We start from the raw sequence: 18,221 nt of genomic DNA on the forward strand, positions 1-18,221 counted from the left end.
CGTGGCGCACCCATGGGCTGGCCCGGCCGCTACAATGCCGGCTTACCATCCCGTCATCGACAACCGGAGGACACCATGCTGGAACTGGTCAGCGAACATGCCTGCTACGGCGGCGTGCAGCGCTTCTACAAGCACGACTCGCGCGCGATCGGCCTGCCGATGCGCTTTTCCGTCTTCCTGCCGCCGCGCGCGGACGACGCGCCCCTGCCCGCCCTGTTCTACCTGGCGGGGCTGACGTGCAACGAGGAGACCTTCATGATCAAGGCCGGCGCCCAGCGCATGGCGGCCGAACTGGGCCTGGTGCTGATCGCGCCGGACACCAGCCCGCGCGGCGCGAACGTGCCGGGCGAAGCGGAGGCCTGGGACTTCGGCGTGGGTGCCGGCTTCTACCTGGACGCGACGCAGCAGCCGTGGGCGCGGCACTACCGCATGGAGAGCTACCTGCACGAGGTGCGCGAACTGGTGGTGGCGGAACTGCCGGTGGCGGCGGACCGCATCGGCATCTTCGGCCATTCGATGGGCGGCCACGGCGCGCTGACCTTGGCGCTGCGCCGCCCGGACCTGTTCCGTTCCGTCTCCGCTTTCGCGCCGATCGCCGCGCCGAGCCAGTGCCCATGGGGCCACAAGGCCTTCACCGGCTACCTGGGCGCCGACCGGGCCGCCTGGGCGGAGCACGACGCCAGCGCGCTGATGGCGAACAGCGTCAAGCCGTTCCCGCACGGGATCCTGGTCGACCAGGGCCTGGCCGACAAGTTCCTGGCCGAGCAGCTGTACCCGGAAGCGTTCGAGGCCGCGTGCGCGCAGGCCGGCCAGCCGCTGACCCTGCGCCGCCACGAGGGCTACGACCACGGCTACTACTTCATCTCGACGTTTGTCGAAGACCACCTGCGCTGGCATGCGCCGCAGCTGGCCGCATAGCCGGATCGAACCGAAGCCGGGTGCTGCTACAGCCGTATCTCGGTACCGAGCTTGTGCAGGAACTGCGCGAGCCACTGCGGATGCGCGGGCCAGGCGGGCGCCGTGACGAACTGGCCGTCGGTCACGGCGGCCGTCACGTCGATGTCGGCGAACTCGGCGCCGGCCAGCTTCACTTCCGGGCTGCAGGCCGGATAGCAGGAAATGCGGCGGCCGCGGATCACGTCGGCCGCGGCCAGTATCTGCGCGCCATGGCAGACGGCGGCGATCGGCTTGCCGGCCGCCGCGAATTCCCGGACGATCTCGATCACGCGCGCGTTCAGCCGCAGGTATTCCGGCGCGCGGCCGCCGGCGATCATCAGCGCGTCGTAATGGCCCACGTCCACCTCGTCGAACGCGGCATTGAGCGCGAACTGGTGGCCGGGCTTTTCCGTGTAGGTCTGGTCGCCTTCGAAGTCGTGGATCGCGGTCTTGATCCTGTCGCCGGCTGCCTTGCCGGGACAGACCGCGTGCACCGTGTGCCCCACCGCCTGCAGTGCCTGGAACGGCACCATGGTTTCATAGTCCTCGGCAAAGTCGCCCGTCAGGAACAGGATGGTTTTCGCTGCCATGCTCGTCTCCGCTGTGAAGGTCGAGCGGCCATGATAGCCCAGGAAGGCGGCACTTGCGACCCTCATGCAGGCGTAAAAAAGGGCCTCGCGGCCCCTTGTGAATGCCTGTACCCGTGCTTCAGGCTGCCTTGCTGGCCAGGACCCGCTTGATGGTGCCGGCCAGGTCCTCGGCCACGAACTTGGCCACGTAGGCATCGGCGCCCACGCCCTTCACATGGTCCTCGTTGGTCTTGCCGGACAGCGAGGAGTGGATCACCACGGGGATCTTGGCGAAGCGCGGGTCCTGCTTGATCTTGCGGGTCAGCGTGAAACCGTCCATTTCCGGCATTTCCAGGTCCGTCAGCACGAGCGCCACGCGCTCCGTCACGTCCACGCCTTCGGCCTTGCAGCTTTCGGCGATGGCGTTCAGGCGGTCCCACGCTTCCTTGCCGGACTTCGTCATCACGAACGCCGCGTGCATGGCCTGCAGGCCCTGCTCGATGAGGTTGCGCGCCACGGTCGAGTCGTCCGCCGCGAGGATGAAGGTGCCCGGCTTCAGGCCCAGCGGGGAGATATTGGCCGTATCGACGTCCTTGCCTTCCGAGGGCACCATGCGGCGCAGGATGGTTTCCACGTCCAGCACCTGCGCCAGGCGGGTGCCGTGCGTGTCGCCATCGAGGCGGGCGATCGACGTGACCATGCCGGTGGCATTGCTGCCTTCGGCCGTCAGCACCTGGCTCCAGTCCAGGCGCACGATCTCGTCCACCGACTCCACGGCGAAGGCCTGGGTGGTGCGGGCGAATTCGGTGACCAGCATGATGTTCAGGCCCGTCTTCGGCTTCACGCCCACGATCGCCGGCAGGTCCATCACGGGGATGATCTGGCCGCGCAGGTTCACCACGCCCAGCATGTTCGGCTGGGCACCGGCCACGGCGGTCACGGGTGGCATCGCCACGATCTCGCGGATCTTGAACACATTGATGCCGTACAGCTCGGAGTGCTCGCCCTTGTCGTCACCGCCGAGGCGGAACAGCAGCAGCTCGAATTTGTTGGTGTTGGTAAGGTTGGTACGTTCGTCGATTTCCTGCTGCACGCTTTTCATTGCTGTTCCCCGGTCGATAAAGGCTGTCCGCGCCTGGCGAACAATCGAGAGGCAGTATAAGGGGTAAAAACCGGTCAAACCGGCTTTCCTGCCTTTAAGGCAAGCGAGTGCGGTGGGGGAAAACAACAGTGGTGGCATGGCCGCCGCGGGCGGTGACCTGCAAACCGTTGCCGCCAATGAAAAAGGACAGCCGGGGCTGTCCTTTCCTGAATCCTGGAGCGGGAGAAGAGTCTCGAACTCTCGACCTCAACCTTGGCAAGGTTGCGCTCTACCAACTGAGCTACTCCCGCATTGGAGTGGTGCTGCTGACAACTAAATTTACAACTGCCTGGAATGGAGCGGGAGAAGAGTCTCGAACTCTCGACCTCAACCTTGGCAAGGTTGCGCTCTACCAACTGAGCTACTCCCGCAGAAGAGGCATGATTATGCCAGAACGATCCCCGGTTGACCAGTGCCGGATGCAACTTTCTGGCGCCAGGCGCGTCCCGCCAGCGTCGGCATTCTTTCCAGATTGCCATTCCTGGCCAGCCAGGCCGTTCCAAGTGACTGAAATCACGGCACAAATTTCCCTGGCATTAATAATGCTGCCGTGAGGACACGCGCGTTGCGCCAATCAATCACTTCGAGGAGCAGCCATGAATCATCACCGCAGCCCAGCCCTGTTCAGGAACGCCCTGTGCGTCGCTGCCGGCGCCGCCCTGTTCGGGATCGCGGGAGCCGCCGGCGCCAGCACCTTTGCTTCGGCCATCCTGGACATCAACAACTTCCGCATCACGCATGCCTCCGGCACCATTTACCGCAACACGGATTTCTCGAAACTGGTCGGCGTCAACGACGCCCATGCCACCGCCATGCTGAACAATGTGTTCGCCAGCACGGCCGCCACCGGCACCCGGCCGGACGTCGCGCACCAGTGCGTGGGCGCGCCCTGCCCGGCCCTCGGCGAGAACAACTTCACGCCGTTCGGCACGTCGCTGCCCGCCCATGGCAACTTCAGCTACGCGGACCAGAACTTCTCGGGCTCGGGCATCTCGATGAATGGCGCCCCGGCCGGGGCCCGGTCGCAGACGCGGGCCGATGTCGCCACCGCCTACAACAAGCAGTTCGCCAGCAGCAATTCGGATGTGGGCAGCTCGAACACGATGGCCTTCCGCCTCGGCAGCAGCGACACGATGACCGTCACCTTCGATGCCACGCCGTATGCGATGGCCTACCTGTCGCCGGAAGGCCGCGCCATCACCACCGCCAACGCGCGCATCTCGTGGAGCGTGAACATCGTCGACCTGACGACGGGCCTGTCCGTCTTCACCTTCGCCCCCAACGAACTCAACGGCCTGGCCGCCGTCAGCCGCACGCACGGCCACACCGGCATGTCGCTGTACAACGCCGCCGCCACCACCTTCCACCTCACCGCCACCTCGCCGCTGCTGCTGGCCAACCGCGACTACCAGATCACCATGCAGCACAACACCCTGGTCAGCGCGCAGCAGCAGGAGCTGCCGGAACCGGGCACGCTGGCCCTGGCCTTCACGGGCCTGGCCGGCATCGCAGGCCTGCGCCGCAAGGCACTGCGCGGCTGACGCCCGCGCCTTTCAAACTGCCGAGCCCGTGTCCTGGTGCCTGGCACCAGGACACGGGCTCGGCCGCTTGCCGCACGGTTGCCGCGACGATCCGGATGCGTCCCCTATAATTGTCCTGTTAATACTTACAGGAAATTGGAAAGAATGGATTCGATCGAGATCGTGCTGGCCATGCTGCTGGCGGTGGTGGCCAGCGCCTACCTGGTACGGATGCTCCCCGTGTCCATGCCGCTGCCGCTGGTGCAGATCGGTCTCGGCGCCGGCATCGCCAGCGTCAGCACCCACGGCGTGCAGATGGATCCCGATCTGTTCTTCCTCCTGTTCCTGCCGCCGCTGCTGTTCCTGGACGGCTGGCGCATCCCGAAGAGCGGCCTGTTCCGCGACAAGGCCATCATCCTGGAACTCGCCTTCGGCCTGGTGATCTTCACCGTGCTGGGCGCCGGCTTTCTGATCCACTGGCTGATTCCGGCGATGCCGCTGCCCGTCGCGTTCGCGCTGGCGGCCATCGTGTCGCCCACCGATCCCGTCGCCGTCGGCTCGATCGCCTCCCGCGCGCCGATCCCGAAGCGGCTGATGCACATCCTGGAAGGCGAATCGCTGCTCAACGATGCCAGCGGCCTGGTGTGCTTCCGCTTCGCCATCGCCGCCGCGATGACGGGGGTGTTCTCGATCACCGAAGCATCCCTGACGTTCGTCTGGCTGGTGGCCGGCGGTATCGGCGCGGGGCTGGGCGTGACGCTGGCGATCACCTGGGCGCAGCGCTGGCTGTTCCGCCACTTCGGCGAGCCGGCCGGTTCGCCCATTCTCGTCAACCTGCTGATCCCGTTCGGCGCCTACCTGGTGGCCGAGCACCTGCACGCCTCGGGCATCCTGGCCGCCGTGGCAGCCGGCGTCACGATGAGCTATGTCGAGCTGTCCGGCCAGGTGATGGCGGCCACGCGCATCCAGCGCTCGGCGGTCTGGGACACCGTGCAGTTCGCGCTGAACGGCGTGATGTTCGTGCTGCTGGGCGAGCAGCTGCCCACCATCATGGAAGGCGCGCGCGTCTCGCTCGACCAGAGCGGCCACCTGAACCCGTGGTGGCTGGTGCTGTACGCGTTCTCGATCAGCTTCGGCCTGATGGCGCTGCGCTTCATCTGGGTCTGGACGGCGCTGCGCATCACGCTGTTCAAGCGCACCCGCCGCGGCGAGGAAGTGCGCAAGCCGCACTGGCGACTGCTGCTGGCCACGTCGCTGGCCGGCGTGCGCGGCGCGATCACGCTGGCCGGCGTGATGACCTTGCCGCTGGCGCTGCCGAGCGGCGCACCGTTCCCGGCGCGCGACCTGACCATCTTCCTGGCTTCCACCGTGATCCTGATTTCGCTGGTGGCAGCGAGCGTGGGCCTGCCGCGGCTGCTGCGCGGCATGCACTTCCCCGAAGAGCCGGCCGAGCAGAAGGAAGAAGACCTGGCGCGGCGCGAAGCGGCCAGCGCGGCGATCGCCGCCGTCGAGCGCACGCAGATCGAACAGATGCAGGCGGGCGCCGAGAACGACATGTATCCTGAGGCGGCGGCGCGCGTGATCGCCCTGTACCAGCACCGGCTCGACACCACCACCGCCGTCGACGACGAGGACGTGGCGCGCTTCCGCAAGCTGGACATGGCCGAGCGGGTGCTGCGCCTGGCCGCACTGCAGGCCGAGCGGCGCGCGATCTTCTCGCTCGCGCGGCACGAGCACATCTCCGACGAGATCTCGCGCAAGCTGGTGCGCGAGATCGATCTGGTCGAGGCAAGGCACAAGCACTGACGGAGGCGGCGATGGCGGCGGTGGACCTGACCCTGCAGCGGCGCCTGCGCCTGGCGCTGGCGATTGCCTGGCTGCTGTTCTGGGGCCTCATGATGGGGACCGCCGTGCAGGATTACCGTCGCAACGATGCCGGCCCCCTGTGGCATCCGCTGCTGTGGGAAGGCTCGTCCCTCTGCACCGTCACGCTGCTGCTCCTGTTGCAGCGCCGCGCCACCCGGCGCCATGACCATCTCGTCACGCAGCCGCGCCGCTGGTTCCTGCGGCAGGCCCCCTGGCTGCTGCTGTACTGGATCGCCTTCGTGCCGATCGCCTTCGGCATCCGCCATGGCGTGTATGCGCTGGCCGGCGACGTGTACCGGCACACGCCCTGGCCCACCACGTTCTTCTACGAGGACGTGAAGATCACCGTGTTCTTCGCGATGTTCGTGCTGATCACCTTCGGCATCCTGTCGTGGCAGGCAATGCAGGAGGAAAGGCTGCGCGCCGAAAGGATGGCCGCGCAGCTGCGCACGGCCCAGCTGCAGCAGCTCACGCAGCAGATGCAGCCGCACTTCCTGTTCAATGCGCTCAACACCATTTCGGCCACGATGTACGAGGACGTACCGCGTGCCGATGCGCTGCTGCTGCGCCTGGCCGACGTGCTGCGCGCCACGCTGGCCGCAGGCCAGCAGCAGCAGGTGCCGCTGGCGGCGGAACTCCGGCTGCTGCGCGGCTATGCGGCGCTGATGGGCGAGCGTTTCAGCGACCGCGTGACGATCGCCTGGCAGGTCGACGACAGCCTGGCGCCGTGCCTGGTCCCCGTCATGGGCATGCAGCCGCTGCTGGAGAACGTGTTCCGGCACACGGTGGAGCGCACGCTCGCGCCAGTCCACATCGTCGTTGGTGTACAGCGCAGCGGCCAGGCGCTGTTGCTGACCGTCGAGGACGATGCAGGCAGCCTGGCCGCGCCGGCGGGGCCAGGCGCCGGCATTGCGCTGGCCAACCTGCGCGCGCGGCTGGCGGCCCTGCACGGCGAAGACGCATCGCTCACCCTGTCGCAACGGGCGCCGGCCGGCGTGTGCGCGACCCTGCTGCTGCCGTACCGGGAGGCGCCATGCGCCTGCTGATCGTCGACGACGAACGGCCGGCGCGCCAGCGGCTGCGGCGGCTGCTGGCGAATCTGCCGGCTCATTTGGCGCCTATCACGGCCATCGACGAGGCGGCGGACGGCATCGAAGCGCTGGCACAGGTCGAGACGTTCCGGCCCGACGCGCTGCTGCTCGACATCCAGATGCCGCAGATCGGCGGGCTGGAACTGGCCGCCTCGCTGCCCGATCCCGCACCGCTGGTGGTGTTCGTGACCGCCTTCGACGAGTACGCCGTGCGCGCCTTCGATGCCGGCGCCATCGACTATCTGCTGAAACCCGTCGATCCGGCAAGGCTGGCCCGCGCCATCGGGCGCCTGCAGGAGCGCCTGGCCGAAGGCCGCCTGCGGCAATCGCGCCCGGCAGGCCTGCCTCTGCGGCAGCTGCTGGTCACGCAGCGCGGCATCACGCGCATCGTGGCCATCGCCGACATCCGCTGGCTGGAAACGGCCGACAATTATGTGGCGCTGCATGCCGGCAGCGAGCCGGCGCCCCTGCTGCGCCAGACGCTGGCGGCGCTGCTCGAGACGACGGGTGACGCGTTCCTGCGCTGCCACCGCCGCGCCGCCGTGAACCTGGCGTGGGTCGCCGGCCTCACCGCCAACGACAAGGGCGACGGCGAAGTGCTGCTGAAGGACGGCGGCACGGTGCCGCTGAGCCGGCAATACCGCGGCGCCCTGCTGGCGGCGCTGGCCTAGCGCTCCTCCGACCTGCCCCAGGACACGCCGGCTCGCCCCAATCCGCTGGCGCCTTGCGACCAGCCGGCACAGACTCGGGGCATCGCAAACACCGGGTTCTCGCCATGTCCGTCACGCCAGCACCGCAACGCCTGTGGTTCCTCGACTGGATCCGCATCCTCGCCTTCTTCCTGCTGATCGTCTATCACACGGGGATGTACTACGTGAGCTGGGGATGGCATGTGAAAAGCCCCCATGCCGGCACCGCCATCGAACCCCTGATGCTGCTGTCCTCGCCGTGGCGGCTGTCGCTGCTGTTCCTGGTGTCCGGCGTGGCGTGTGCCTGCCTGGCCCGCAAGCTCGCCGTGCCGCGCTTCCTGCGCGAACGCAGCGCGCGCCTGCTGCTGCCGCTGCTGTTCGGCATGCTGGTGGTGGTCCCGCCGCAGTCGTATTTCGAGGTGGTTGAAAAGCTCGGGTATGCGGGCAGCTACGGCGACTTCATGCGCCTGTACCTGCGCGGCTACCACGGCTTCTGCAATGCCGACGGCTGTCTCGACCTGCCCACCTGGAACCACCTGTGGTTCGTGGCCTACCTGTGGGTGTATGCGCTGGTGCTGGCCGCGCTGCTGGCCACGGGCGGGCCGGCGCTGCTGGACCGCTGCGGCGTCCACCTGGCGCGCCTGCTGACGGGCTGGCGCGCGCTCATGCTGCCGGCCGCCGCGCTGGCGCTGGTGCGTATCGCGCTGCGCTCCCGTTTCGGCGAAACCCATGCACTGGTGGACGACTGGTTCAACCATGCCACCTACCTGCCCCTGTTCCTGCTGGGCGCCGCCCTGGCCGGCCAGCAGGCGTTCTGGCGGGAGCTGGAGCGGCTGCGCTTCGCCGCGCTCGGCCTTGCACTGGCCTGCTGGCTCGGCATCCTGCCGGTACTGTACGACGAAGCCTGGGCCGAAGCGTGGCTGCCGCTGGTGCGGGCCGTCTGGGCCACCTGCCAGTGGGCGGCGCTCGTGGCGGTATGCGGTTTCGGCCGGCATTGCCTGGACCTCGACAATGCGGCGCGCCGCTACCTGACGCAGGCCGTGTTCCCGGTCTATATCGCGCACCAGACGCTGATCATCTGCTTCAGCCGCCTGCTGGCACCATTGCAGCTGCCCGCGCTGCCCGAGGGCCTGCTGCTGGTCGCTCTGACGCTGGCCGGCAGCTTCGGCCTGTTCGAACTGGTGCGGCGCCTCCCTCTGCTGCGCTGGCTGCGGCCCCTCGTCGGATTGAAGCTGCGCGACGCCCCGCGGACCGACGCGGCCGCGGCACCGGTCGCCGCCACGCCGGGATGACGAGAGCGGTCACGCACCCGGTCCGATGCGCCATGCCGGGCCTGGCGCGCGACTCAGTTCAGTACCTTCCGGCTCCGCTTCGCCCGCACCATCTCCGCATCGGCCATCGCGAACGCTTCCTCGAGATCGTACCCCGGCTTGCGCATCGCCATGCCGAGCGAAGCGCGCACGTCGGCGGCGGCCAGGGCTTCCTGCACGCGCATCAGCATCGCCTGCGCGTCGAAGTAGTCGCACTCCACCATCAGCATGGCGAACTCGTCGCCGCCCAGCCGCGCGATGACATCGGTGCCGCGCGTGACCTGTTCGAGCGCGCGGGCGGCCCGCATCAGCAGCGCATCGCCGCTGCCCTGGCCCTGCGTGTCGTTGGTGAATTTCAGGTCGTCCAGGTCGATGGAGACGACGCAGGCCGAGTGGCCGTAGCGGCTGCAGCGCTCTTCCTCGCGCTGCAGGAACATGTCCCAGCCGCGGCGGTTGACGAGGCCCGTCAGGCTGTCGCGCGCATCGTCCGCGCCGGCGCGGTCGGCCAGGCGGGCTTCGCTGCCGCTGTCGAGTTCCCGGTCCAGGATCGTGGCCAGCAGGCTGCCCAGCAGCGTGAGCGTGTCGAGTTCCTCGCGGATGGAGGGCGGCTGCGGCTGCGGGTCGAAGCCGCACAGGGTGCCGAACAGGGAGCCGTCGCCCCGGCGCAGCGGGATGCCGACATATGCCCCCGTCGGCAGGTGGCGCCCCAGCGGCGCCTGCGCATAGGCCGGCACGTCGATCGTCGACGGCGCGATATTCGGGCCATGGCCCAGCACCATGCGCGCGCACACGGTATCGGTCCAGCGGAACGACTGGCCCGGCGTGATGCCGTAGCCCGCATCGTCCGCGTACAGCACGATCCAGTCGTCACCCTCGGTGCGGGTGACCATCCACAGCCTGAAGCCCAGGCGGTGCCGCAGATAGGCCATGGTGGCCTGTGCGGCGGCAGCGAAATCGTCGATCATGCGCGCCTCGTTGGTCTTGTCCGGTGCGGGCCATTATGCACCACGCGGGACCAATGCGGCACGCGCGAGTCACGGCGCGAAGCCTAGCGTGTGCTCGGTCGGGCCGGGCAGCAGCGGCGTGGGCCGGCCCTGCACCCAGTCCGCATGCCCGGCCAGGAAGTATGGCGACAGCGGATGGCCGCTCTGCCCGCCCGGCATATTGAAGAGTCCCCGCTCTTCCTTGCCGGGCGAGACGGTGAAGCGTTCCGACTGCCCGAAGGCGCTGCCGGCCACGCGCGGCATGTGCGAATCGCCCGGCAGCGGGTCGGCGGGCACGCTCAGCCAGCGGCGCAGCGCCGGCACGGCACCGGCGATCGGATGGGCGATGGCCGCCGTGTTGTAGGCACCCCAGGTGGCGTCCTGCAAGGGCCGGCCGTCGGCCGCCAGGTCGGCGATGGTGCGGTCGATGGCGGCCAGCTGCAGCGCTTCCCAGCTGGCGTACTGGCGCGGCAGCCAGCCGGGCGGGCGCTCGTCCAGCAGCCGCGCGACCACTTCCGGCCAGCGCTTGTCGGCCAGTGCCACGCCGGCCTGGCCCTGCGCTGCCAGCTGCGCATTGGCGCCACTGTAGAGCAGCTCGTACAGCGACCACATGAAGCCGCGCGCGAGGCGGTAGCCGGCCGAGTCCACGCTGGCCCGGCCCGTCCAGTTCGTGCGCAGCAGCCGGGCTGCCTTGTCGCGCTGCGGATCGGCGCGGCGCGCGGCATCGTCCAGGACCGACAAGGCCCGCTCCCGCCAGGGAGCGATGAACAGCGCGCGGTCGTCCAGCATCACGCCGTACACGCCCTCCTCGTCCGTTTTCGGGCCCAGCGCGCTCAAGGCACCGCTGGCCTGGCGCGCCCGCGCGCCCAGGTCGAAGCCGCCATCGCCCAGCAGGGCGGCGCCGGGTCCCGCCAGTTGCCGGCTGTTGGCCGTGACGAGCTGGCCGCCCGCCGGATTGACCACGCGCGGATACTCGGCCGGCGCCAGCCAGCCCTGCCAGCCGGGCGCGCCGTCGGCCAGCGGGAACGTGTCGGCGGCGCCAGGGCGCGCGCGGCGCGGCAGCGGTCCGGCAATCGTCCAGCCGATATTGCCGGCCGCGTCGCCGGCCACGAAATTCTGGGCCGGCACGCCGGCCGCGTTGGCCAGCGCCAGCGCCTCGTCCAGGGTATCGGCGCCTTCCAGGCGGCCCAGGTTCAGGTTCACCAGCGCGGGTTCGTGCGCGATCCAGTGCACGGCGTAGGTCCGGCCGGCCGCCTCCATCAGGGGGCCTTGCGGCGTCTCGCGCACCGCCAGCGTTTCGGCCGGCGCGCCCTTCACGAGGATCGTCTCGCGATGCACGGCCGGCGTGAGCCATGCGCCGTCGAGCCGCACCTGGCCGGGCCGCGCCGCATCGATGGCGACGGGCCGCAGGTCCAGGTAATCGCCATAGCTGTTGGTGAAGCCCCAGGCCACGTGGCCATTGCTGCCGACGACGATGAAGGGCGTGCCGGGCAGCGTGACGCCGACGATGCGCCGCGTGGTGCCCTGGCCACCCGGCACCTGCAGCTGCGCGCGGTACCAGGTGTTGGGCAGCTTGATTCCCAGGTGCATATCGTCCGAGACGATCGCACCACCCGTCGCGCTGCGGCTGCCGGCAACGGCCCAGTTGTTACTGCCGACATTGCTGCCGACATTATTGGCGACATTATTGGCGACATTACTGGCGACATTACTGGCGACATTACTGGCGAGCGCCGCGTCCAGCGCCGAAGTCGCCAGCAGCGCCGCATCGCGCGGCCCGGGCTGGCCCCACCATGCCGGCGCCGTGTCAGGTATCGGCGCCTGCGGCAGCTCGACCTTCGGTGCATCGACCGGCGTCTCCCAGCGCGTCGCCGCGGGCAGCAGGAAGGCCAGCTGGTCGGCCGTGGCGTTGTCGCGCAGCCAGCCGCGCGCCAGTTCGCGGCGCACGCTGCCGCCCTGCAGGTCGAAGTACATGGCCCAGATCACCAGCAGCGAATCGTGCGCGGACCAGGCGCGCGGCGCCTGTGCCAGCAGGCCGTATTCGAACGGTCGCGTGCCCAGCGCGTTCAGGCCGTCGTTCACGCCCGCCGCGTACCGCTCCAGCAATGCGCGGTCCGCCGCCGGCAGCAGCGCGTAGGCCTGTGCGGCGCGCGCGCGGAAGCGGTGCAGCCGGTGCTCGCGGTCGAGCGGCAGCGCCTTCGCGCCGAACAGCTCGGCCAGTTCGCCGGCCGCCACGCGGCGCAGCAGGTCCATCTGGAAGTAGCGGTCCTGCGCATGCACGAAGCCGGTGGCGTACGCCACATCCTGCCGGTAGTCGCCGGCGATCGACGGCACGCCGAGCGCATCGCGATGGATGGTCACGGCACCGTGCAGGCCGGCCACCGTGCGCCTGCCGTCGAGCTGGGCCAGGCTGCCGCGCAGGAAGAACCACAGGGCCAGCGCGACCACCACCAGCAGCGCCAGCACGCTCCAGCCGACGCGCTTCATCCATCGGATACCGCCCCGGTCTGCCCGCATGCGCCGCTCCGCAAAGTTGTCATGGGCGCCATCTTGCCAGAAGTTCCAGGCGCGGCGCAGCAAAAAAATCTTGGCGCGGGCAGCCGCATGGTAGAGTAAAACGATGTAGTGTCGTCCCTCACCTGCCGGAACCTATGCTCGTACCACCGAAACCAGACAACGAAGCCTCCCGCCTGGCTGCCCTGTATGCGCTGCTGCTGCTCGATACGCCGCCCGAACAGCGCTTCGACAAGATCGTGGAATTCGCCACCCAGGAATTCGACGTGCCGATCGCCCTGATCACGCTGCTCGACGACGACCGCCAGTGGTTCAAGGCATCCGTCGGCATGGGCAGCACCTGCCAGACGAGCCGCGACATCTCGTTCTGCGGCCATGCCATCCTGCGCAGCGAGATCATGGTGATCCCCGATGCCGCGCTCGACCCGCGGTTCGCGGACAATCCGCTCGTCACCGGCCCGCCGCACATCCGCTTCTACGCCGGCGCGCCGCTGGTGCTGTCCTCCGGCTATGCGCTGGGCACGCTGTGCATCATCGACACGCAGCCGCGCGCGCTGGACGGCATCGAGCTGGCCATCCTCTCCACGCTGCGCCACCTGGTGATGCAGGAACTGGAAGGCGCGGAGGCGGCCCATGGCTGAGCAGACGATGCTGCTGATGGAACCGGAGGACATGCTGCGCCGTACCGTGTCGCTGACGGCGCGCTCGCTGGGCATGTCCGGCATCCACGAAGCGGCCACCATTCCGCAGGCGCGCCGCCTGCTGTGCCAGCGGCCCTACCTGGGCGCCGTGATCGCCATCGACGATCCCACGCAGAGCGGCAACGTGCGCGACTTCACGCTGGTGGACGAGGTGCGCGAAGGCCAGACGGCCTGCGATGCAAAGATGCCGATCGCCGTGCTGACGGCGCATGCCGATGCGGCGCTGATCGCCGCCCTGCGCGGCCGCGAGGTGCAGCGCGTGATCCTCAAGCCGTTCCGCGCCAAGGTACTGCTGGAAGCGTTCGTGGCGCTCGGCGTCCCCGATCCGGCCACGGCACCGGTCGGCAAGTGGCCGCGCGCCTGAGCGCGCAGTTGGCCCCCTTTACTGCAGCACTTCGAACAGCAGCAGCTGCGTCACCTGGTTGGCATTGAAATTGTCGTCGCTGGCAAACACCAGCGTGCGGTGGCCGTTCGGCAGCCGCGGACCGAAGCCGAACGCTTCCACATTGTCCAGCACCGGCAGGCCGAGGGACGCGAAGTCCAGCACCAGCCGCTTCGTGACGGGCACCGGCGGACGATCCGCCAGCGACGGCACGGCGCGGATGTCGTCGGCCCCGCCCATCGCCGCTTCGTAGAGGCGGATGAAGTTGCGGTACCTGCCATCCTCGCCCTGCACGCCCGCGCGTTCCAGCACCAGCAGCGTGGCCGGGCCGACCGCCAGCATTTCCGAAATGCCGTTGTCCGCGTACTTGCCCGCGCCCGGCGCGGCGGCGATCGGCTCGACCGGATAGGCATACTGGCCCAGCACCTTGCCATCGCGGGCATACTGCGTGATGCGCGACAGCGCGCCCTGCTGGAGCGACGGCACCGGCCCATCCTGATACAGCGGCGCTTCCATCGCCACCCACAGGCTGGCGCCGTCCGGCGCGAACGACAGGCCTTCGAACGCCAGGTTGTTGCGCGTGCCCCGCTCGGCATCCGGCGACACCCGGAACATGGCCGGCAGCGGCAGCTCGCCGCGCAGCGTGCCATCGGCGCCGGCATGCCGGACGAACGGATCGAGGCCGAGGCGCCGGTCCCCTTCGCTGCTGTACCACAGGCTGCCGTCACGCGGATCGACCCGCAGGGATTCGAAGTCCGGCACCACGCCGCCTCGGGTGGCCTGCGCTTTTTCGTCCGGATAGGTGCTGCCATCGGCCTGGCGCAGGAGCGTCATGCCAGTGAGGGTGACGGACTGGAACGATGCCGCATCGAAGCGCAGCCGGGCGCGGTACACGCGCGCCGGGGCCAGTGCCGAGCGGTCGTCGCTGACCAGTACCCAGTCGCCCCGGCGGGCGTCGTAGTCGATGCCGGAGATGCCGCCGAAGGTCGTGCCTTCGAAAGCGGTCTTCAGCGGAATGCGCTGCTCGCCGATGAAGCGCAGGCTGCCGATGCGCTCCGGCGTATCGGAGACGGTGGCGCAGGCGGCCAGCAGGCAGGCCAGGCCGAGCGACACGGCCAGGTTGGTGAAACGGTGCATGGAGACTCGCAGGATCGTGGAAGCGGAATCGGAATCGGAATCGGAATCGGAAGCAGAAGCGGAAGCGGCAGCAGAAGCAGCGGCAGGTCAGCTGCGGTGCGCCCGGTGCAGCCGCCGGTGCATGCTGCGCAGCGTCAGCCACACGCCGCCCGCCACCAGCGGCACGGCCAGCGCGATCAGCGCATCGGCATCGTGTACCCAGCCGAGGCCCTTGGCGCCCTTGATCGTGTAGCCCAGCAGCCCCACCACGTAGTAGGAGATGGCGGCAACGGATAGACCTTCGACCGCCTGCTGTAGCCGCAGCTGCTGGGCCGCGCGCGCGTTCAGCGACTGCAGGATCTGGCGGTTCTGCGCTTCCTGCACGATGCCCACGCGGGTGCGCAGCAGGTCGTTGCTGTTGGCGATGCGGCGCGCCAGCGCTTCCTGCCGCGCGGCCACCGCCTCGCAGGTGCTCATCGCGGGCGCCAGCCGGCGCTCCATGAATTCGGCCACCGTCGGCACGCCTTCGATGCGGCTCTCGCGCAGCTCGTCGATGCGGGCGTTGACGAGCCGGAAGTAGGCTTTCGACGCGGCGAAGCGGTAGCTGTTGTCCAGCGAGAGCTTTTCCAGCCGCGCGGCCAGGTGCGTGATCTGTTCCAGCAGTGCCTGTTCGGTGGTGCCGTCCGCTTCCAGCAGCGCGGCGCTGGCGGCGGCCAGTTCCCGTTCGATGGCGTTCAGCTCCGGCACGGCGCGCTGCGCCGCGGGCAGGCCGTACAGCGCCATCATCCGGTAGGTCTCGATCTCCAGCAGGCGCTGCACCAGGCGGCCGGCCTGCTGCTCGCGCATGCGCACGTCGTTGACGATGAAGCGCGAAAAGCCGTCCGCCGCGATGGCGAAGTCGGAGCAGATCTCGCCGCCCTGCATCACGCTGCTGGCCGCCAGCGACGGGCCTTCGAACAGCTCGTGCACGGGCGGATGCTCGCCGGCGCCGCCCTTGCGCAGGATGACGTGGGCGGCCACCATCACGCGCCCGCGCAGCGCCAGCAGCCAGTCCTGCGGCACGTGCGCGATCGGCATGCGATCGAAGTGCACGGCCTCGCCCCGCTCCGCGAACGTGTAGGTGGCGAACTCGGAATGCAGTTCCCACTTCAGCCGGAAGCGTCCGAAATCATGGTGGAAATGGCTGGCATCGGCGCCCGGTGCCGCCACGCCGAAGTGGCCGCACAGCGCCACCAGCAGCTCGTGCTGGGCGGCGGCATTCGAGCCGCGGCCATGGCCGAACACGGCCAGGTGCGACACCAGCTCGGGCGCGCGCAGCTTCAGGAACGGCCGCGAATGCAGTTCGGCCGCCAGCGGCACGCGCTGCGGGTGATTCAGGCTGGAGAACACCAGCGGTCCCATGCCAGGTTCCATCAAAGAGCCTCCATCAATAAGCTTCCATCAATACGCTTCCATCAGTACACCTCCGCGGCGACGTCGCGCACGGCTTTCAGCAGCAGCGCGGCACCGGGCGACAGCAGGTGCTCCTGCTGGCGGATGATGCCGAATGCGTCCATCTTGAACGGCAGCTCCAGCGGCAGGATCGTCAGCACGTTCAGCGACTGGTAGTAGCGCGCCACGTCCACCGGCATCACGTGCAGCGTGTCGGTCTGCTGCAGCAGCGCGGTAATCAGCAGCAGCGCCGTCGTGTCGACCACGTTGGCGGGCGGCTCCAGGCCGGCGCGGCGGAACATCATGTCCACCCGGTGGCGCAGGATGCTGCCCTGCGGCGGCAGGATCCACGCGTGGCTGGCCAGGTCGTCGAGCGTCAGGTTCGTCGATGCGGCGAGAGGATGGCCGATGCGCGCGACGGCGCAGGCCGGTTCCTCGGTGAGTTCCTCGTAGCTCAGTCGCGCGCTGTTGTCGCGCTCCAGCACGCGGCCGATCATGAAGTCCAGCGTGCCCCGCTCCAGCATGCCGAGCAGCGTGTTGGAAGGTTCCATGTGCACGCCGATGCGCAGCAACGGCGCCTGCTGCTTGACGCGCGCGATGGCCTGCGGCAGCAGCGACATGGCCGGCGTCATGATCACGCCCACCTCCACCTGCCCCGTCAGCCCGGCCTTCAGCGCCAGCACGTCGTCATGCGCCAGCGAGAGACTGGTCAACGCCATGCGCGCGTGACGGATCATCGTCTCGCCGTACAGCGTGGGCACCATGCCGCGCGGCAGGCGATCGAACAGCTTCACGTCCAGCATCTCCTCGAGATCCTTGATCTGCTTGGAGGCTGCCGGCTGCGTCATGTGCAGCGTTTCCGCCGCGCGGTGGATATTGCGCTGTTCGTCCAGCGCGATCAGCAGCAGCAGCTGGCGCGTCTTGAGCCGCGCGCGCAGGAACCAGTTGGGGTTGGGTGTGTCCATCGGCGCATCATATCACTGCAGAGTTGCGCCGCTGGCAGGCCCCTGGCCTATTTGCAACCCGGCCCCGGATTCGCAGCGGGCCCCTCGGCCGTCTGGTCGACGAAGGCGATGGTGCCATCGGGCTGGTAGCGCACCTCCTCGACGGCGACCGAGCGGCGGTAGTCGTTCCCGGTCGGCAGCTTGGCGTTGTGATAGAAGATGTAGGACTTGCCGTTGAAGTCCACGAACGCCTGGTGGATGGTGTGGACGCCCGTGTTCTTCGACATGATCACGCCCCGGTAGGTCCACGGTCCGGTGGCGCCGGGCCCCGTGGCATAGGCGATTTCTTCCGGCAGGTCGCGCGCCCACGACAGGTAGTAGGTGCCGGCATGCTTGTGCAGGTAAGGCGCCTCCTCGAACTTGTCGACGCCCTGCGTGTGGATCGGGCCGTCCAGCTCCAGCATGTTGGCCTTGAGCTTCGCGTACTTCAGCACGCGGTTGCCCCAGTACAGCCAGGCCTGGCCATCGTCGTCGACGAACACGGCCGGGTCGATGTCGTCCCAGCTGATATTGGTTTCCTTCGTCATGTCATTCGTGATCAGCGCCTTGCCCAGCGCATCCCGGAATGGCCCCGTGGGGCTGTCCGACACGGCGATGCCGATCGCCTTGCCGGGCACCGTGTTGTGGGCCAGCGTGACGTACATGTAGTACTTGCCGTTGCGCTTCGTGATGTCGGAGGCCCAGGCATCCTTCTTCGCCCAGCGGAAGGCCTGCACGTTCAATGGCGAACCGTGGTCCTGCCAGCTCTTCATGTCGCAGCTGGAATAGACGCGCCATTCGTTCATCACGTAGGTCGGCGCGCCTTCCGCCGCATCGTCCTTGCCCACGTACAGGTAGACGCGGCCGTTGTCGACCAGCGCGAACGGGTCGGCCGTGAAGATGTCCTTGAACAGGGGATTGCCGGCATGGGCGCAGGTGGCCGTCACCGCGAGCGCCAGCGCGCCCAGGCTTTGCTTCAACATCGAGTC

General features: G+C 68.7%; 16 protein-coding genes and 2 tRNA genes. 8 read left to right on the forward strand and 10 right to left on the reverse strand.

The window, feature by feature from the left end; all coding sequences use genetic code 11:
* The first annotated feature begins 75 nt into the window (after positions 1–75).
* Positions 76–918: an S-formylglutathione hydrolase gene (fghA, locus tag IP91_RS09070; RefSeq protein WP_145648608.1), complete on the forward strand. Its 843-nt coding sequence runs from the start codon at positions 76–78 to the stop codon at positions 916–918.
* Between the two features lie 26 nt (positions 919–944).
* Here fghA and IP91_RS09075 read toward each other — a convergent pair whose 3' ends face one another.
* The 4 genes from IP91_RS09075 to IP91_RS09090 all read right to left on the reverse strand — a co-directional run bounded on the left by IP91_RS09075 (position 945) and on the right by IP91_RS09090 (position 3,017).
* Entirely contained in the window at positions 945–1,526 is a 582-nt protein-coding gene (locus IP91_RS09075; RefSeq protein ID WP_145648609.1) for a DJ-1/PfpI family protein, read from the reverse strand.
* A 118-nt stretch (positions 1,527–1,644) separates the two neighbouring features.
* Positions 1,645–2,607 (reverse strand): chemotaxis protein, encoded by a 963-nt coding sequence (locus tag IP91_RS09080; protein ID WP_145648610.1) that lies wholly within the window; start codon positions 2,605–2,607, stop codon positions 1,645–1,647.
* Positions 2,608–2,821: 214 nt separating this feature from the next.
* Positions 2,822–2,897, reverse strand: a tRNA-Gly gene (locus IP91_RS09085).
* Positions 2,898–2,941: 44 nt separating this feature from the next.
* Positions 2,942–3,017, reverse strand: a tRNA-Gly gene (locus IP91_RS09090).
* Positions 3,018–3,242: 225 nt separating this feature from the next.
* Between IP91_RS09090 and IP91_RS09095 the strand changes: the two genes are divergently transcribed.
* From IP91_RS09095 to IP91_RS09115, 5 genes are all read left to right on the forward strand, one after another.
* Positions 3,243–4,187, forward strand: a complete 945-nt coding sequence (locus IP91_RS09095) for a PEP-CTERM sorting domain-containing protein (RefSeq protein ID WP_145648611.1) — start codon at positions 3,243–3,245, stop codon at positions 4,185–4,187.
* A 144-nt stretch (positions 4,188–4,331) separates the two neighbouring features.
* Entirely contained in the window at positions 4,332–5,972 is a 1,641-nt protein-coding gene (locus IP91_RS09100) for a Na+/H+ antiporter (RefSeq protein ID WP_145648612.1), read from the forward strand.
* 11 nt (positions 5,973–5,983) lie between these two features.
* Positions 5,984–7,078 (forward strand): sensor histidine kinase, encoded by a 1,095-nt coding sequence (locus IP91_RS09105; protein WP_145648613.1) that lies wholly within the window; start codon positions 5,984–5,986, stop codon positions 7,076–7,078.
* Positions 7,066–7,794 (forward strand): LytR/AlgR family response regulator transcription factor, encoded by a 729-nt coding sequence (locus tag IP91_RS09110; protein WP_145648614.1) that lies wholly within the window; start codon positions 7,066–7,068, stop codon positions 7,792–7,794. Before IP91_RS09105 ends, IP91_RS09110 begins: the two co-directional genes overlap by 13 nt.
* A 104-nt stretch (positions 7,795–7,898) precedes the next feature.
* On the forward strand, positions 7,899–9,104 hold the full coding sequence (locus IP91_RS09115) for an acyltransferase family protein (RefSeq protein ID WP_145648615.1): 1,206 nt from the start codon (positions 7,899–7,901) through the stop codon (positions 9,102–9,104).
* A 53-nt stretch (positions 9,105–9,157) separates the two neighbouring features.
* Here the strand turns inward: IP91_RS09115 and IP91_RS09120 are convergent, their stop codons facing one another.
* On the reverse strand, positions 9,158–10,087 hold the full coding sequence (locus IP91_RS09120; protein WP_145648616.1) for a GGDEF domain-containing protein: 930 nt from the start codon (positions 10,085–10,087) through the stop codon (positions 9,158–9,160).
* A 69-nt stretch (positions 10,088–10,156) separates the two neighbouring features.
* Positions 10,157–12,622, reverse strand: a complete 2,466-nt coding sequence (locus tag IP91_RS09125) for a penicillin acylase family protein (RefSeq protein ID WP_145648617.1) — start codon at positions 12,620–12,622, stop codon at positions 10,157–10,159.
* A gap of 134 nt (positions 12,623–12,756) precedes the next feature.
* Between IP91_RS09125 and IP91_RS09130 the strand changes: the two genes are divergently transcribed.
* Together IP91_RS09130 and IP91_RS09135 are read left to right on the forward strand one after the other, a co-directional pair.
* The gene (locus IP91_RS09130) at positions 12,757–13,260 is read left to right on the forward strand and encodes a GAF domain-containing protein (protein ID WP_145648618.1); all 504 of its coding nucleotides are present in this window, start codon (positions 12,757–12,759) and stop codon (positions 13,258–13,260) included.
* Positions 13,253–13,684, forward strand: a complete 432-nt coding sequence (locus IP91_RS09135) for a DNA-binding transcriptional response regulator (RefSeq protein ID WP_145648619.1) — start codon at positions 13,253–13,255, stop codon at positions 13,682–13,684. Before IP91_RS09130 ends, IP91_RS09135 begins: the two co-directional genes overlap by 8 nt.
* Positions 13,685–13,702: 18 nt before the next feature.
* On the opposite strand, the gene IP91_RS09140 is transcribed toward IP91_RS09135, so the two are convergent.
* The 4 genes from IP91_RS09140 to IP91_RS09155 form a co-directional block, all read right to left on the reverse strand.
* Complete coding sequence (locus tag IP91_RS09140; RefSeq protein ID WP_145648620.1) at positions 13,703–14,839, reverse strand: esterase-like activity of phytase family protein; 1,137 nt, start codon at positions 14,837–14,839, stop codon at positions 13,703–13,705.
* A gap of 87 nt (positions 14,840–14,926) precedes the next feature.
* Positions 14,927–16,231: a DUF3422 family protein gene (locus tag IP91_RS09145; protein ID WP_229474170.1), complete on the reverse strand. Its 1,305-nt coding sequence runs from the start codon at positions 16,229–16,231 to the stop codon at positions 14,927–14,929.
* A 41-nt stretch (positions 16,232–16,272) separates the two neighbouring features.
* Positions 16,273–17,214, reverse strand: a complete 942-nt coding sequence (locus tag IP91_RS09150) for a LysR family transcriptional regulator (RefSeq protein ID WP_145648621.1) — start codon at positions 17,212–17,214, stop codon at positions 16,273–16,275.
* 47 nt (positions 17,215–17,261) lie between these two features.
* Complete coding sequence (locus IP91_RS09155) at positions 17,262–18,215, reverse strand: glycoside hydrolase family 43 protein (RefSeq protein WP_145648622.1); 954 nt, start codon at positions 18,213–18,215, stop codon at positions 17,262–17,264.
* Positions 18,216–18,221 lie beyond the last annotated feature (6 nt).

Origin of the sequence: Pseudoduganella lurida (genome assembly GCF_007830455.1) — a bacterium.
In the GTDB taxonomy this organism is placed as follows: domain Bacteria; phylum Pseudomonadota; class Gammaproteobacteria; order Burkholderiales; family Burkholderiaceae_D; genus Rugamonas; species Rugamonas lurida.

What these genes read in the sequence shown, in the direction of transcription:
- IP91_RS09120 (WP_145648616.1), bottom strand. Translation starts at nt 10,087, where the DNA reads ATGATCGACGATTTCGCTGCCGCCGCACAGGCCACCATGGCCTATCTG.
- IP91_RS09125 (WP_145648617.1), bottom strand. Translation starts at nt 12,622, where the DNA reads ATGCGGGCAGACCGGGGCGGTATCCGATGGATGAAGCGCGTCGGCTGG.
- IP91_RS09075 (WP_145648609.1), bottom strand. Translation starts at nt 1,526, where the DNA reads ATGGCAGCGAAAACCATCCTGTTCCTGACGGGCGACTTTGCCGAGGAC.
- IP91_RS09110 (WP_145648614.1), top strand. Translation starts at nt 7,066, where the DNA reads ATGCGCCTGCTGATCGTCGACGACGAACGGCCGGCGCGCCAGCGGCTG.
- IP91_RS09130 (WP_145648618.1), top strand. Translation starts at nt 12,757, where the DNA reads ATGCTCGTACCACCGAAACCAGACAACGAAGCCTCCCGCCTGGCTGCC.
- IP91_RS09115 (WP_145648615.1), top strand. Translation starts at nt 7,899, where the DNA reads ATGTCCGTCACGCCAGCACCGCAACGCCTGTGGTTCCTCGACTGGATC.
- IP91_RS09150 (WP_145648621.1), bottom strand. Translation starts at nt 17,214, where the DNA reads ATGGACACACCCAACCCCAACTGGTTCCTGCGCGCGCGGCTCAAGACG.
- IP91_RS09145 (WP_229474170.1), bottom strand. Translation starts at nt 16,231, where the DNA reads ATGGAACCTGGCATGGGACCGCTGGTGTTCTCCAGCCTGAATCACCCG.
- fghA (WP_145648608.1), top strand. Translation starts at nt 76, where the DNA reads ATGCTGGAACTGGTCAGCGAACATGCCTGCTACGGCGGCGTGCAGCGC.
- IP91_RS09135 (WP_145648619.1), top strand. Translation starts at nt 13,253, where the DNA reads ATGGCTGAGCAGACGATGCTGCTGATGGAACCGGAGGACATGCTGCGC.
- IP91_RS09080 (WP_145648610.1), bottom strand. Translation starts at nt 2,607, where the DNA reads ATGAAAAGCGTGCAGCAGGAAATCGACGAACGTACCAACCTTACCAAC.
- IP91_RS09155 (WP_145648622.1), bottom strand. Translation starts at nt 18,215, where the DNA reads ATGTTGAAGCAAAGCCTGGGCGCGCTGGCGCTCGCGGTGACGGCCACC.
- IP91_RS09140 (WP_145648620.1), bottom strand. Translation starts at nt 14,839, where the DNA reads ATGCACCGTTTCACCAACCTGGCCGTGTCGCTCGGCCTGGCCTGCCTG.
- IP91_RS09095 (WP_145648611.1), top strand. Translation starts at nt 3,243, where the DNA reads ATGAATCATCACCGCAGCCCAGCCCTGTTCAGGAACGCCCTGTGCGTC.
- IP91_RS09105 (WP_145648613.1), top strand. Translation starts at nt 5,984, where the DNA reads ATGGCGGCGGTGGACCTGACCCTGCAGCGGCGCCTGCGCCTGGCGCTG.
- IP91_RS09100 (WP_145648612.1), top strand. Translation starts at nt 4,332, where the DNA reads ATGGATTCGATCGAGATCGTGCTGGCCATGCTGCTGGCGGTGGTGGCC.